14 protein-coding genes are annotated in these 13608 nt (G+C 59.9%); 6 read left to right on the forward strand and 8 right to left on the reverse strand.

From position 1 onward, the window contains the following. Positions 1-77 precede the first annotated feature (77 nt). Positions 78-1700: an ABC-F family ATP-binding cassette domain-containing protein gene (locus Q5H92_RS05270; protein ID WP_305010449.1), complete on the reverse strand. Its 1623-nt coding sequence runs from the start codon at positions 1698-1700 to the stop codon at positions 78-80. 281 nt (positions 1701-1981) lie between these two features. Between Q5H92_RS05270 and Q5H92_RS05275 the strand changes: the two genes are divergently transcribed. Both Q5H92_RS05275 and Q5H92_RS05280 read left to right on the forward strand, forming a co-directional pair. Further along, positions 1982-2452: a DUF4199 domain-containing protein gene (locus Q5H92_RS05275; RefSeq protein WP_305010450.1), complete on the forward strand. Its 471-nt coding sequence runs from the start codon at positions 1982-1984 to the stop codon at positions 2450-2452. Positions 2453-2633: 181 nt separating this feature from the next. After that, complete coding sequence (locus Q5H92_RS05280; RefSeq protein ID WP_305010451.1) at positions 2634-3038, forward strand: hypothetical protein; 405 nt, start codon at positions 2634-2636, stop codon at positions 3036-3038. A gap of 63 nt (positions 3039-3101) precedes the next feature. Here Q5H92_RS05280 and Q5H92_RS05285 read toward each other — a convergent pair whose 3' ends face one another. After that, entirely contained in the window at positions 3102-3521 is a 420-nt protein-coding gene (locus tag Q5H92_RS05285; RefSeq protein ID WP_305010452.1) for a hypothetical protein, read from the reverse strand. A gap of 128 nt (positions 3522-3649) precedes the next feature. Between Q5H92_RS05285 and Q5H92_RS05290 the strand changes: the two genes are divergently transcribed. Then, a complete protein-coding gene (locus tag Q5H92_RS05290) occupies positions 3650-4447 on the forward strand; it encodes a murein L,D-transpeptidase catalytic domain family protein (protein ID WP_305010453.1) in 798 nt (265 codons plus the stop codon). A gap of 195 nt (positions 4448-4642) precedes the next feature. After that, the gene (locus tag Q5H92_RS05295) at positions 4643-5455 is read left to right on the forward strand and encodes a M48 family metallopeptidase (protein WP_305010454.1); all 813 of its coding nucleotides are present in this window, start codon (positions 4643-4645) and stop codon (positions 5453-5455) included. A 188-nt stretch (positions 5456-5643) separates the two neighbouring features. Here Q5H92_RS05295 and Q5H92_RS05300 read toward each other — a convergent pair whose 3' ends face one another. Next, positions 5644-6279, reverse strand: a complete 636-nt coding sequence (locus Q5H92_RS05300) for an LON peptidase substrate-binding domain-containing protein (protein WP_305010455.1) — start codon at positions 6277-6279, stop codon at positions 5644-5646. Positions 6280-6440: 161 nt separating this feature from the next. Here Q5H92_RS05300 and mtgA point away from each other — a divergent pair, with 161 nt between their 5' ends. Then, positions 6441-7208, forward strand: coding sequence for a monofunctional biosynthetic peptidoglycan transglycosylase (gene mtgA, locus Q5H92_RS05305; protein ID WP_305010456.1), 768 nt, complete (start codon positions 6441-6443; stop codon positions 7206-7208). Between the two features lie 2 nt (positions 7209-7210). Continuing rightward, positions 7211-7693, forward strand: coding sequence for a YybH family protein (locus Q5H92_RS05310; protein WP_305010457.1), 483 nt, complete (start codon positions 7211-7213; stop codon positions 7691-7693). 145 nt (positions 7694-7838) lie between these two features. Here the strand turns inward: Q5H92_RS05310 and Q5H92_RS05315 are convergent, their stop codons facing one another. The 5 genes from Q5H92_RS05315 to Q5H92_RS05335 all read right to left on the reverse strand — a co-directional run bounded on the left by Q5H92_RS05315 (position 7839) and on the right by Q5H92_RS05335 (position 13526). Beyond that, the gene (locus tag Q5H92_RS05315) at positions 7839-8465 is read right to left on the reverse strand and encodes an OmpA family protein (protein WP_305010458.1); all 627 of its coding nucleotides are present in this window, start codon (positions 8463-8465) and stop codon (positions 7839-7841) included. Beyond that, the gene (locus Q5H92_RS05320) at positions 8462-9037 is read right to left on the reverse strand and encodes a hypothetical protein (RefSeq protein WP_305010459.1); all 576 of its coding nucleotides are present in this window, start codon (positions 9035-9037) and stop codon (positions 8462-8464) included. Before Q5H92_RS05320 ends, Q5H92_RS05315 begins: the two co-directional genes overlap by 4 nt. A gap of 484 nt (positions 9038-9521) precedes the next feature. Then, positions 9522-10373: a hypothetical protein gene (locus tag Q5H92_RS05325; RefSeq protein WP_305010460.1), complete on the reverse strand. Its 852-nt coding sequence runs from the start codon at positions 10371-10373 to the stop codon at positions 9522-9524. Positions 10374-10440: 67 nt separating this feature from the next. After that, positions 10441-10716: a type ISP restriction/modification enzyme gene (locus tag Q5H92_RS05330; RefSeq protein ID WP_440137018.1), complete on the reverse strand. Its 276-nt coding sequence runs from the start codon at positions 10714-10716 to the stop codon at positions 10441-10443. Further along, the gene (locus Q5H92_RS05335; RefSeq protein WP_369811117.1) at positions 10635-13526 is read right to left on the reverse strand and encodes a type ISP restriction/modification enzyme; all 2892 of its coding nucleotides are present in this window, start codon (positions 13524-13526) and stop codon (positions 10635-10637) included. Before Q5H92_RS05335 ends, Q5H92_RS05330 begins: the two co-directional genes overlap by 82 nt. Positions 13527-13608 lie beyond the last annotated feature (82 nt).

Below are 13608 nucleotides of genomic sequence, written 5' to 3' on the forward strand. Positions count from 1 at the left end.
AGTTGACGATGAACGGATTAACGGTTGATGAACTAACGAATTTTACCCCGTCCATCGTTCTGCCATTCGTCGAATACTTAAGCCAACTGGTACATTTTCTGACGCTGGGCTTTCAGCGTTTCGTCGGCCAGGTACTCCTCGTAATTCATGCGGCGGTCGATGATGCCGTCGGGCGTGAGCTCAATGATGCGGTTGGCCACCGTGTCGATGAACTGCAAGTCGTGGGAGGCGAAGATGAGCGAGCCGCTGAATTCCTTCAAGCCGTTGTTCAGGGCCTGAATGCTTTCCAGGTCCAGGTGGTTCGTGGGGTCATCCAGCACCAGCACGTTGCCGCTTTCCAGCATCATCTTGCTGAGCATGCAGCGCACTTTCTCGCCGCCGCTCAGCACGTTGGGCTTCTTCTGCGATTCCTCGCCCGAAAACAGCATCCGGCCCAGCCAGCCGCGCACAAAGCTCTCGTCCTTGTCCACGGAGTATTGCCGCAGCCAGTCCACTAGGTTCATGTTGTCGGCCTGGAAGAAAGCGCTGTTTTCCTTAGGGAAGTAGCTGGGCGTGATGGTAGTGCCCCACTTAAATTCGCCCTTGTCGGCTTGAGCTTCGCCAAAAATGATGTCGAACAGGAGGGAGGCCGCCCGGTCGTCGCGGCCCACGATGGCCACCTTGTCGCCCTTATCGAGCGTAAACGACACATTTTTCAGTACCGACTGGCCGTCCACCGCCTTGCTCACGCCGTCTACCGTTAGCAGCTGGTTGCCGGCTTCGCGCTCGGGCTTGAAGGCGATGTAGGGATAGCGACGCGACGAAGGCTTGATTTCTTCCAGCGTCAGCTTTTGCAGCAGCTTCTGGCGGCTGGTGGCCTGCTTCGATTTCGAGGCGTTGGCCGAGAAGCGGCGCACAAACTCTTCGAGCTCCTTGCGCTTATCCTCGGTCTTCTTGTTTACGTCCTGGCGCTGGCGCAGGGCCAGCTGGCTGCTCTCGTACCAGAACGAGTAGTTGCCGGGATACATCGTGATTTTCGAGAAGTCCAAGTCGGCCATGTAGTTGCACACGGCGTCGAGGAAGTGGCGGTCGTGGCTCACCACAATCACCGTATTCTGGAACGAGTCGAGGAAGTTTTCCAGCCAGAGCACGCTCTCGGCGTCGAGGTTGTTGGTCGGTTCGTCGAGCAGCAGCACGTCGGGGTTGCCGAAAAGAGCCTGGGCCAGCAGCACGCGCACTTTTTCGCTGGCTCCCAGGTCCGACATCAAGCTGTAGTGCTTGTCCTCGGTGATGCCGAGGCCGGAGAGCAGCTCGGCCGCTTCGTAGTCGGCGTTCCAGCCCTCGAGGTCGGCAAACTCGCCTTCGAGCACGGCGGCCCGCTCGCCGTCGGCATCCGAAAAATCGGCTTTGGCGTAGAGGGCGTCCTTTTCCTGCATCACCGCAAACAAGCGCTGGTGGCCCTGAATCACGGTTTGCAGCACCTGCTGGTCGTCGTAGGCAAACTGGTTCTGCTTGAGCACGGCCAGGCGCTGGCCGGCGGGCATTTCCACCGAGCCGGTGTTGGGCTCGATTTCGCCCGACAGGATTTTCAGGAACGTGGACTTGCCGGCCCCGTTGGCCCCGATGAGGCCGTACACGTTGCCGGGTAGGAATTTAACGGTGACGTCTTCAAACAGCACGCGCTTGCCGTAGCGCAGGCTCACATTGGATGTGGAAATCATTCAATCAGAAAATAGGGGCTTACAAAAGACACGCTGCGAAGCGCATCCGCCTGCAAAATTACGCAACAGGACCCGGGCCGGAATCCGTATTGCCCAACTAGTTGCCGGGCTTAGCGAAAATAACTCCCGCATCTGCCAATTAGTGCCCGATAACGACGGAAATGTGAACGGACGTCAGGTATTTCCGGCCGGGGCAAAACCTCCCGGCCTTCGGGCTAGTATAAAATAGCAGCAAGCCGGTGTCGCCGGCCAAATCCCTTCATCCTAACCGCATTTCCGCCATGGCTGATACCGAATTGACCTCCGAAAACAATGGCCTGCGCATGGGCATCCTCACGGGCGTGGTCCTGATTGCGTACACGGGCATTGCCGCGCTGGCCGGCTTCCTCGACAAAATTGAAGCCGGCACGCTCGACATTGTCATTTTGATTGCCGGTATTGTGATGGCCATTATGCGCCTGAAACGCTACCGCCGCAACCGCCTTTCCTACTTCCAGGGTTTTAGCACAGGCATTATCACGGCCATTGTGGCGTCGGTGATGCTGGGCGCGTTTTTCTGGCTGTTGGGCGGCATCAGCAAGGCGGCAATTACGGCCATTGAGGCCCGCGACCTGTTTGGGGCCGACCTGGGGGTGCTCATCAGCGGCCTGGGCATCATCCTGCTCGGCACGATGACCGGCGTCATCACTTCGCTCGTGGCCATGCAGTACTTCAAAAGCCCCGACCACATGCCGGTTGCCAGCCTCGATTAGCCCTTATTTCCTTCCCAGAACGTTTCTCAAAAGCGGCTCCGTCAGGAGCCGCTTTTTTGGTATTAAGGCAAGATGAAGAAAATCGCGCTATAAGAAAAAAAAGATAAAACAGAAACTAAACTTTATATTGCGGGCGTTATCAACGAAGCCTCGAAATTTTCAGGTCAAAAAGATAATTGTTATGTCTAAATTGTTCGCCCTTCTACTCGCCTTTTTCCTCTTCTCTGCCGCGCATTCGGCCAATGCGCAAATGTCGGACCGGCTCAGTGAGCACCCCAATTTTGGTAAAGCCATCAACCAGGAGGCCGCAGCCGCCACCCGCGAGATGATGAACCGTCTGCACCTCAATGAGGGCCAGTATCTCAAACTATTGCCGCTGAACCGCACCAAGCTCGCCGGCCTGGGGAGCATCAACAGGGCGTATAAGAACGACGAAACCACCCGCGCGGCCAAAGCCGCCGAGCTGGAAGCCCAATACGAGCAGGAGTGCAGCCGCATTCTCACGCCGTCGCAGCTCAGCCAGCTGCAGCAAAGCAATGGCCAGCCCGCGGCTGCGCCCGCTAACTCGGGCAATGGCCTAGGTTGATTTTTACCGTCCAGTATATCTAAAAAAGCCCCGGCAATAACTATTGCCGGGGCTTTTTTGGGATTATGGGGTAGGGGACAGCGGGTCCGTCAGCACTTCCGTCACCGTGCCCAGCGGACCAAAGCGCAGGCTGAGGCAGGCGGCGCCGGAACGGGCGTGCCGGCCTTCGCACTGGCTGCCAGGCTCCAGGTAATAGTAGTACACTTTTTCGGTGCCGGCGCGTAACTCTTCCTCATCGGGCTGGCCGAGCAGGGTGGTTACGTCGTCGGCGCGGGCTTCATAGAGCTGCTCCTTGCTGCGCACCAGGGCCGGCACGGCGGCGCGGCGCTGGTTGCGGCAGGCATAAGGGTCGGCGCGCCAGGTGGGAGCGTCGAAGTCCGGGAGCTGCGGCAGCGCGTGGCCGCAGCCGCCCATCCACAGCCCGCTAAATGCCAAAAGCAGGAAACCGCACGAGCGGACGGTGATGCTGGGAAACCTGGACATGGGCAATTGCAGCAAAATGCAGCAGTAGGGTGACGTAGAAATTGACGAAACTAAGCACTAAATTTGGCACGATGCTGTATAAAGCTCTTGCCGGGAATAATTAGAAATATAATCGTTCGGTGTTAGCAATGAAGGCTAGAACAATCGTTGGGATGCTGCTGGGCGCTGGGATTACGGCGGGGCCGGCCGCGGCGCAGTCGGTGCCGGCGGCTGTGGCAGCGCTGCCGGAGCCGGCACGCCGGGTTTATTATCAGGCGGCTTTTGAGCAGCAAGCTGCGCTGTTGTATGCTAAGCTGAAGCTGGCCGACACGGGGCTGACGCTGCCGGTGTTTCGGGAGGGGCTGGTGGGCTATTATAACCTGCGGCGCGACAGCCACCGGGCCGGCAGTCCGCCGGTGCTCACGCTCATCGATTTTGGCCGGCCCAGCCAGCAGAAGCGCCTGTGGGTGATTGACGTGGCGCACGCCAAGGTGTTGTTTCACACGCTGGTGGCCCACGGCAAAGCCAGCGGCGGCGATGTGCCGGTGGCCTTCTCAAACCGCGACGGCTCCGAAATGAGCAGCCTGGGCTTCTACCGCACGGCGCCCACCACCTACACCGGCAAGCACGGCCTGTCGCTCAAAATCCAGGGCCTCGACCCCGGTTTCAATTCCAACGCTGAAAGCCGCGCCGTGGTGGTGCACGGGGCCGATTACGTGTGCGAGGACTTCGTGAAAGCCCACGGCCGGCTGGGGCGCAGCCAGGGCTGCCCGGCGCTGCCCGTGGCCGAAACGGCGGCTATTGTGAAAACCATTCGGGGCGGCAGCGTGGTGTATCTGCACGGTCCGGCCGGGGCCGGCTACCGCTCGCAGTGGCTGAACCTCGATACCGCCGCGGCGGCCTACGCCGGCCTGAGCATGACCGGTGGCGAAGGCCAGGTGAACTAAGAACGGGTACCCTGAAGCGGTGCTTCGGCCCGTGGAACGACTCCGCCGCAAGCCGAAGCATGGCTTTGGGGTAATCGTTCGGCCAACCCGAAAACCGGATAAGAATAACCAGAACGGAAAGGGTGCGTTAAAAGCGCGAACCGGCCTTCGCAAGGTCCGGCTCGCGCTTTTCCCCTAACCCTTTTCTTTCTAGCTATGCGACTCAATCTCCGCTTCATCATTGCCATCATTGTGGCGGCGGTGTCCCTTTTTGGGTATTTCTTCAACACTTCCAAAAACGAGGTGACCGGCGAAACCCAGCACGTAAACATGAGTGCCGACCAGGAAATTGCCCTGGGCGTGCAGGCCGCGCCGGAAATGGCCGCCCAGTACGGCGGCGAAAGCTCCGATGCCCGCGCCACGGCTGCCGTGCAGCAGGTGGGCCAGAAAATAGTGGCCAGCACCAAAGCCGGCCAAACGCCTTACCGGTTCCAGTTTCATTTGCTGGCCGATGACAAGACCATCAATGCCTTTGCGCTGCCCGGCGGGCAGGTGTTTATCACACAGGGCCTGCTCAAAAACCTGACCTCGGAAGCCCAACTGGCCGGGGTGCTGGCCCACGAAATCGGCCACGTAGTGGGCCGCCACTCGGCCGCGCAGGTGGCCAAGTCGAACCTGACACAGGGCCTAGCCGGCGCGGCCACCATTGCCTCGTACGACCCCAACAGCCCCGGCAGCTCGGTGGCCAAGGCGGCGGTGGCAGCGGCCATTGCCAAGGTGGTGACGCTGCGTTTCGGGCGCGAAGACGAGCTGGAAGCCGACAAGATTGCCGTCGATTTCACACCTAAGGCCGGCTACGACCCCCGCGCCATGATTCAGGTGATGAAAATGCTGGAGCAGACCGGCGGCCGTAGCTCCACCCCGGAATTCCTGAGCACCCACCCCGACCCCGGCAACCGCATCGGCGAGCTGGAAAAGGAAATCGCGGCGGAATACCCGCAGGGCGTGCCGGCCGGGTTGAAGCAGTAACGCCCACTGGTCATTGCGAGTGGAGCGCAGCGCAACGCGGCAATCCGTCCTGTTAGCAGCGATGAACCTGGTAATGTGAAAAAGCCCTGGTACCATTGCGGTGCCGGGGCTTTCTGGTAAAAGGGTGTGCTGGTTTTAGGAGGACGGATTGCCGCGTTGCGCTGCGCTCCACTCGCAACGACAAAAGATTAAAAGTTGGGTGGCGTGAGGTTTTTGAAGTGGCCATTCAGCCGCACCCGCTCCTTGAGGCGCTCGGTTTCGAGGACGACGGGCAGGATGGTGTCGAGGTGCTCGCGCACCATTTCCTGCCGCTCCTGCTCGCTGGTGGTGGCCAGGAGCTGGTATTCCTGCTCGGTGCTGAAGCCGATGTGGTGGGCCACGTCGAAAATGCTGTAGTCGGGGGCCAGCTCCAATAAGAGCTTGCGCAGGCCGAGGGCTTCGTAGAGCTGGCGCACCTGGCGGGTGATGATGTCGCGCAGGAGCGGGTCGGCTTCTTCGTCCTGCACCACGTCTTCGATGAGGCCGCCGGCGTAGAGCTTGCCGGGCGCCTGGCGGTAGAATTTATTGATGCGAAACACGCCCACGGCCTTGGTGCGAATATCAAGCTCGCCGCTGGAATAGGTTTGCTCCACACTCACGAGGCGCATTTCGGTGCCCAGCTCGCTAAGGGAATTGTCGAGGTAGGGCGGGATGCCGAAGGTGGCGTTTTGCTCAATGCACTCGCGCACCAGCTGGCGATAGCGCGGCTCGAAGATGTGCAGGTTCAGCTTTTCGCCCGGAAAAACCACCAGATTGAGCGGGAAAAGTGGCAGCAGGCGGGCCATGGAATGGGGAGATGGGGAGTAGGGAAATGCAAAGGAAGGCAGGGGGTAACAGCGAAGCCTGGCCATAGTGTTTAGGCGGGCTTGTTCCTGCGTAAAGCCAGGAAGCGGCCGAAGGTAGGCGGGAAAGCCGAAACCCCGCGCGCCACGCTACTTTTGCCCCAATGTCATCTGCCAAACTGATTCCTGATTTTTCGATATTGCTCAAACAGGCGGGGCGTTTGCTGCTGCAAGTGGTGGCGGCCCTGTTTCTGGCCTCGGTGGCTTGGGTGCTGATGTACCGCTGGGTGGCCCCGCCCGCTACGTGGCTGATGCTCGACCGACGCGCCCACGCCCCCGTGGGGCTGGGATACTACGGCATCCAGCCCGACCCGCGCCACATCAACTACCAGTTCCGAACCCTGGACGAGGTGGCGCCCGCCGTGCCGCTGGCCCTGGTGGCGGCCGAAGACCAGCGTTTCCTTATTCACCACGGCTTCGACTTCGACGCCCTCACCCAAGCCGCCAAACGCAACTGGAACCGCGCCGAGGGCAAGCCCGTGGTGGGCGGCAGCACCATCTCGCAGCAAGTGGCCAAAAACGTGTTTCTGTGGCAGGGCCGCAGCTACGTTCGCAAGGCCGCTGAGGCCTATTTCACGGTGCTGATTGAGTTTTTGTGGAACAAGCGGCGCATTATGGAGATGTACTTGAGCGTGGCCGAGATGGGCGACTGCACCTTCGGGGTGGAGGCCGCCAGCCTGCGCTACTTCGGCAAGCACGCCAGCGAGGTGAGCCCCGCCGAAGCCGCGCTGCTGGCCGGCGTGCTGCCCAACCCGCTGCGCTTCCGGGCCTCGAACCCGGGGCCGGTGGCGCGGGCCAAGCAACAGCGGGTGCTGCGCAATATGCGTCGCCTGGGCGGCACGTCATACGTCAAACTGCTCCTCAATAAATAGCTATGAAAAAGCAATTTCAGCCCCTAGTAGCAGTGGCTGCCCTGCTCACGTTGGGCGTGGGCACCGGCCGCGCGCAGCAAGCGCCGCGCCCTATGCCACGGACCGACGCAAAGGATGCCGCCGCCATCCGGCAGGTGCTGACGACACAAACGGCGGCCTGGAACCGGGGCGACATCCCCGGCTTCATGCAGGGCTACTGGCAATCGGACTCACTGGTGTTCATCGGCCGCAAAGGCCCGACCTATGGCTGGCAGCAGACGCTGGATAACTACAAAAAGGGCTACCCCAATGCTGATGCCATGGGAAAGCTCGATTTCAGCGGGCTGCGCATCACCGTGCTGGCGCCGGGCGCGGCCCAGGTGGTGGGCCACTGGCATCTGGCCCGGCCGGCGGCCGGCGACGTGCAGGGGTATTTCCTACTGGTGCTGCGGCAGTTTGACGGGCAGTGGAAGGTGGTGGCCGACCACACGAACAGCAGCCAGTAGGAACCGGCTGCCGAGGAGCTACCCGAGTGTACCCCAAAGCTCCGCTTCGGCCCGCGTCAGGCCGTTGTTTGTAGCACTTTTTGGGTGTCGTTCGGCCGAAGCGTAGCTTCGGGGTACTCGTCCTGCCAGCTTCGGCAGCTTTATTTCAGGAAATGATGACCTCCACGCGGCGGTTCTGCTGGCGGCCGGTGGGGTTGTCGGAACCGTCGGAATTGGTGTTGGGGGCCACGGGATTGGCTTCGCCAAAACCCTGCACCTGCAGCTGGCCGGCGGTGCCGGCCTGGTGCTGCGTCAGCCAGTTGGCAATGGCCTGGGCGCGCCGACGGGAGAGTGACACGTTGTAGGCATCGTCGCCCTTGGCATCGGTGTAGCCGTTGATAACGACGCGGCTTTTGGTGTACTCGCGCACTACCTGGGCCAGCTTTTCGAGGGTGGGCGCGGCGCCGGGCTTGATGTCGGCTTTATCAAAATCGAACAGTACGTCGGTGTCGAAATTGATAACCAGGCCCATGTCGGTCATTTTGCCGCCCAGGTCGCTGGCCGCCCCCGACAAGTCGCTCACCTGGCCGGTGAGCTTCTGCCCCTGGTCGGGGCGTGAAGCCGTTGGCGCGGGGCCCGGCCCGGCAGCGGCCGGAGTGGGTGCAGCCTCGGCCGGGGGCGGCGGCGGGACCGGCGCGGACCGTTCGGCCGACGACGGTGCTTTTTGCTCGGAGCAGCTGCTGGTCAGCAATGCGGCGGCAACCAAGGCCGCCTGAAAAACGACGCGGCTCATCGCTGCACGGGAATGGCGTCGAAGGAGCTGGCTCCCGGAATGCTAATCGACACCGTGGAAGTGGTGGTGGGCGGGGCCGGGAATTTCAGCGTGACGATGGCGGGCGCGTCTTTGTGAGCGGTGATGTCGAGTATTTTGCCGTTGCTGTTCAGCGGTAGCGCCATGTACTGGCCCTGCTGGTCCTTGAGCACGTTGTATTTGCGGGAAGTGGCGTCGTCGATGTAGTTAATCTGGTCGACTTCGGCGTGGGTGTAGGCGCCGTTGGTGGTGCCGGGCGGCAGGGCAAACTGCAGCTCCACGTTCAGAATATCGCCTACGACGCGCGCCTTGGTGAGCGAAACCTGGGTGCCGCTGGGGCCCGCCTGGGTGGAAAGCGCGGCCGGGGCCGGCGCGGGAGCCGGGGCAGCGGGCGGCGCAGTGGCTTCGCTGCGCTCCACGCCAGGCGCGGGGGCCGGCGGAGCGGGCGCGGTTTCGGTGGGCGCGGAAGTAGTGGTGGTTTCGGCGGTTTTTTCCTGGCTGCAGGCGGCCAGGCTGAGCGCAAAAGCACTGGCTACGAAAAAGGGCTTTAGCATGAGAATAGGAAAATAGTTGAGTTTGGGAGTACGGGGCAAGGCTGCCGGAGGTTAGTGGGTGGGCTTGCTGTTGGTGGCCCGTTACTGGCAGGCAGGCCACCAACCGCGCTAACTGCCGGCCTGGCAGCTCTTCTGCGCCTCGGCTCTGACTACTTCCTGCGCCGGGTGGCCAACTAAAAAGCCCGCTCCAGACCGGAGCGGGCTTTTCGAATGATAAGCGGATGATGCTAGGCTTTGGGGGCGGTTTCGGGCTTGGGTCCGGCTTTCTGGCGTTCGCTCTCGCGCACGCCGCCGCACTGCTCGCACCCATCGCTGTCTTTGGTGTATTTCTGGCCCACGCCGGTGAGCGTGGAGCTCGATTTCTTGGCCAGCAGCTTTTCGGCAGCGTCGAGCTTGTTCTTGAGGGCGTCGAGGTCTTTGCGGACCTTGTTGTAGGTGCCAAGCTGGGCATTTGGAAAAGGACCGGGCGCGGAGCGAGCCGGCGCTAAAAGCGTTTTACACCCAGCACCTTGAGCACCGTGTAATGCAGTTGCGGGTTGCCAAAGTTGCCCTGAAACGTAGTGTCGGTGCGTAATCGAATACTGAGGTAGTCGTTGGGCCGAACATCGACCCGGCCTTGGTGGAATTCCTCTAACCACGCCGTATCGGCCATTTTGGCGGGAATGGTGTGGTTTTTCAAAACCAATTCCCACATAGCTTCGCCCATAAAATCGGGCCGCTTGATTTTAACTAGGTACTCGTTTTCGGACGTTTCGGTGCTGGTGGCCAGCAGCGCCCGCAGGTTTGAGGTATCGAAGCCGGGATTGAGGCGGGCATTCCCGACGGACGACCGGTAGTCGGCGTAGTCGCCGGGCCGCAGCAGCGCGGCGGCCCGCACGATGTCCTCCATCAACCCCACGAGCTTGAGGGTGGAAAGCTGGCCGGGTACCATCAAGGGGTTGAAGGTTTCGGTGGGGGCCATCGATTCCAGGGCGATGCGCAGGTTTTCGATTTCCTGCGCATCGGTGAAACCGGTTTTGCCTTCGAGCAGCTTCAAGAGCTGGTACTTCGCTTTGAGCAAAAAATGGCCGACCAACTTTTTCCAGTCGAAGCCCTGGATGGCTTCGTCGGGGATGCCCCGCACCAGGATGGCCAGCTTCGAGCGGATGGAACCAGCCTCGACGTCGTCCAGAATCAGTTCGGCGTGTAGCTCGGGCAGAATGGACTGCGCCAGCAACTCATCGAATTTCGTGAAGGCGGTTACCAGGTCGGCAATGGCCTTGAACACGCGTTGCGGGGTCTGGCTTTGGCGCTCAAACTGGACGTACAATTCGAATTCGGCAACGACGGCTTCCATGTTGGTGCTGGTAATTTTCTCCCAAAATCAGGGTCTTCGCCCATAGCCCGGCGGCGGCTCAAAGCTGTCAGGCCGACGGCTTCAATGGCGACTGCGCCGCCAGCGCATCCACAATTTCCATGGTTTGCACGCTCACGGTGCACACGCGGGCCAGCAGGTCGGCAACCTGCTCAACGTGGTCGGCAAAGCGGTAGGTGTCGAAGTGCGCCCGGATAGTGGGGTCCTTGGGCGTGCGTTCCTTGTACTGGTCGAGCACCCACTCTAAAGCCGAGCGGTTGCCGAGGCGGTAGCGCCAGGCGGCTTCGGGAATGCCGGTAATGACGTCGTCCTCGAAAAGTGCAATAGTGCCGGCAGCCGGGTCCGCCTTGAGGCGTGGTTTCCGCTGGTTTCCGCTGGTTTCCGCTGGTTTCCGCTGGTTTCCGCTGGTTTCCGCTGGTTTCCGCTGGTACGTTTTAGAGTCGGGTGTGGTTCAGCTTTTTCGTAATTAATGTGGAGTGCTAAAAGCTGCGCACCACCAGCGCTCCAGGTTGCAAAGTCCGGATAAAAGGGCAGGCGGGGGAAATCTTGTTTCAGGTTCTGGGCGTAGGCGACACGGTAGTGAGGGTCGTGCAGTACGGCGTAGGCGTAGTGGAATATTTGCTCCCCGCTGATGCTGGCGTCGCTATAGTGTGTGCGGAATTGCGCAAGGCCCCAAGCGGTGATATTGGCTTGTTTGTCGCCGTTTGTGTTCTTATAATCGAGTGGAATGCATTGCGTGCTAGCACCAGCTCCTACGTAATGGTAATCTGTTGCAACTTCTGCTGTGCAGACCATGAATGGCTTTGCTGAATTAGGGCCAGTCAACAACATCACAGTACCAGTCGCGCCGATTTTTTTACCAAACAGACCTTGTTCGTCAACAAAAACCGACGAACGATAAATGAATCGTTTCACGAAAGGCCTGTAATCGTAAGGAACGATGCGCCTCTTATCAAGGGGTTCCCGTCCACCTTTGTCCAACTTGCTTTTCAAGTTGCGGGACCATTTGAAGGTGAGTGCAACATCGGAAGCGAATACATGCTTAACGCCCGGCTTGTCATATTCATCAATAAGATATCGCATTTTCTCAGCCACAGTTTCTACAGTCTCTCCCGTAACCCATTCATCTCGACCTGAATTAATGCCGGTACCATAGTGTCGAAACAGAGCCCGCTCCCCCGCAATACTTTTCGCGCCTTTTGTTTCCTTATCAATCAGCGGCACCAGGCTTTCCCAGTCGTTGTCCGTTTGGCCCAGCCAGTTGCCTTTGGTGTCGGGCTTGATGCGGTCGAAATCGAGGGCTTTAAACCTGGTTTCGTGGAGGAAGGTAAGCTTGTCGGCAGCCGTTTCCAGGGCGGGGCGGCCGGCGTAGTGAATTTTGGCAAGCTGGCCCTTGCGCTTGGGCTGCTTGATAAAAAAGGCCATGGCCACGCCCGTCTGGATGCCGAATACATTGTGCTTGGTGCCCGAGAGCTTGGGGTTGGCCCGCACGTCGCCACCAAGGTCCACGAGGTAGATGTCGGAAAACTCATCGGCCACCGACTTGCGGAAGCCGTCGAAGGTACGCGAGTGAATGAAGCTGCTGTTGGTGATGAAAGTGAGCACGCCCTTATCGGCCAGCCGGTCGCTGGCCCAACGAAAAAACCGGGCGTACATGTCGTAGAGCTTGGTTTTTTGGGCGGTACTGCGGGCAATGTACGTGTCCTTGATGCGCTTGTCGACCTCCTTGTAAGTGCGGTTTTTGTTGTTGTCGTTCTCGTTTTGCTGGTTGGCGTTGTAAGGCGGGTTGCCGATGATGACGGATAGTTCCCGCTCGTTCTGGCGCCTGATGCGCTGGGCGTTTTCCAGGCCCAGGCCGAAGCTGAGGCCGAGCTGCCCACGCCGGGTTTTCTGAAAGCCCACGTTGTCAAGGGTGTCCACGAAGCAGATGTTGTGAAACTCGGCGTAGGCGCCCATCTTCTGCTTGTAGGTGTACTCGATGTTGAGGTTGGCGATGTAGTAAGGCAGAATGGCTACCTCGTTGGCGTACAGCTCGTGCTGGTATTTGTGGGCCAGGGTCTTTTTGGGGAGGTATTCCAGCAGTTCCGTGATAAAGGTGCCCGTGCCCGTGGCCGGGTCCAAAATTTCGACGCCCTTGTCGCCGAGCAGCTTGTCGAAATGCTTCTCGGTGAGGTGTTCGGTGCTTTCAATCATAAAGCGCACCACCTCGTTGGGCGTGTACACGATGCCGAGGCGGTCGGCCCCTTTGGGGTTGTAGGCTTTGTAGAAGTTCTCGTACACCACCTTCAAAAATTTCTGCTTCTCCTTGTGGCTGGCAATGCCGGAGGCCTGGGCATTGATGACGTCGAAGAAGGGCCGGATGCGCTCCAAGGTGTCGCGCCGGGTAGAGCCGGTGAAGAAGGTATTGATGACCTGCTCCAACTCGTGAGCAATGTTATTCTCGCGGTGAAACTGCGTCTCATCAAACACCCGGTTGAAGATGTCCTCGGTGAGAATGTGCTGAATCATCATCTCGCGGGCTTCGCTCGCCCCGAAATCGGGGTTGATGCTGTCCTGGCCCAGCACCACGAAATCGGCTAATTTGGTTTTGAACTTGGCGTTGGTTTTTTCGGCCGCTTCAATCACGTTGCGCAGGCTCCCGACCACCCCGGGCAGGTCTTGCCGAAACTGCTCGATGGCCCGCCGAAACGTTCGTACCTCGGGCCGCTCGTAATTAAGGAACTGGCCCAGCAGGCGGTCAGTCGCCGCGTCGTCGTCCAGTAGCACCCGCCCGGCCTCGCTGCCCGCCTGAATGAGCACCAGGGTGCGCGAATCTTCAAACAGAATGTTATCCTGCGGGTAGCCTTTGGCGAATTTCTTCTGGATTTCCTCGTCCAGGTCGTCGCCGGTATCCTTCGCTTCCCAGTAGCCCCAGCTGAGGCGCAAGGCATCCTTCACGGTGCCATCCGGCCGAATCATGTTGCCCTTGATGGCCTTGTAATCGAGCTGGGGCACCAGCAGAAAATCCTTCTGGCGGCAATACTCATTTAGCAGGCGCTCAAATGCGCCGCTAATGGCAGATTCTTTGGCGGTGCCCCCGTAGTGAATGAGTTGGGCAATTTCGTTCTGATAGCGTTGGACTGCCTGGCGCGACATAATTAAAAGCGGGTAGAAACAGACCCACAAGGTAGCCCGATTTTACACGATACCATTCCCCGCCTCGCCATGTGGGCTGCTG

Origin of the sequence: Hymenobacter mellowenesis (assembly GCF_030581005.1) — a bacterium.
GTDB lineage: Bacteria > Bacteroidota > Bacteroidia > Cytophagales > Hymenobacteraceae > Hymenobacter > Hymenobacter mellowenesis.

Bases quoted from the DNA above. Each gene is read 5' to 3' on its own strand.
- Q5H92_RS05295 (WP_305010454.1), top strand. From the start codon at position 4,643: ATGCGACTCAATCTCCGCTTCATCATTGCCATCATTGTGGCGGCGGTG.
- Q5H92_RS05285 (WP_305010452.1), bottom strand. From the start codon at position 3,521: ATGTCCAGGTTTCCCAGCATCACCGTCCGCTCGTGCGGTTTCCTGCTT.
- Q5H92_RS05300 (WP_305010455.1), bottom strand. From the start codon at position 6,279: ATGGCCCGCCTGCTGCCACTTTTCCCGCTCAATCTGGTGGTTTTTCCG.
- Q5H92_RS05310 (WP_305010457.1), top strand. From the start codon at position 7,211: ATGAAAAAGCAATTTCAGCCCCTAGTAGCAGTGGCTGCCCTGCTCACG.
- Q5H92_RS05325 (WP_305010460.1), bottom strand. From the start codon at position 10,373: ATGGAAGCCGTCGTTGCCGAATTCGAATTGTACGTCCAGTTTGAGCGC.
- Q5H92_RS05280 (WP_305010451.1), top strand. From the start codon at position 2,634: ATGTCTAAATTGTTCGCCCTTCTACTCGCCTTTTTCCTCTTCTCTGCC.
- mtgA (WP_305010456.1), top strand. From the start codon at position 6,441: ATGTCATCTGCCAAACTGATTCCTGATTTTTCGATATTGCTCAAACAG.
- Q5H92_RS05270 (WP_305010449.1), bottom strand. From the start codon at position 1,700: ATGATTTCCACATCCAATGTGAGCCTGCGCTACGGCAAGCGCGTGCTG.
- Q5H92_RS05335 (WP_369811117.1), bottom strand. From the start codon at position 13,526: ATGTCGCGCCAGGCAGTCCAACGCTATCAGAACGAAATTGCCCAACTC.
- Q5H92_RS05320 (WP_305010459.1), bottom strand. From the start codon at position 9,037: ATGCTAAAGCCCTTTTTCGTAGCCAGTGCTTTTGCGCTCAGCCTGGCC.
- Q5H92_RS05290 (WP_305010453.1), top strand. From the start codon at position 3,650: ATGAAGGCTAGAACAATCGTTGGGATGCTGCTGGGCGCTGGGATTACG.
- Q5H92_RS05315 (WP_305010458.1), bottom strand. From the start codon at position 8,465: ATGAGCCGCGTCGTTTTTCAGGCGGCCTTGGTTGCCGCCGCATTGCTG.
- Q5H92_RS05275 (WP_305010450.1), top strand. From the start codon at position 1,982: ATGGCTGATACCGAATTGACCTCCGAAAACAATGGCCTGCGCATGGGC.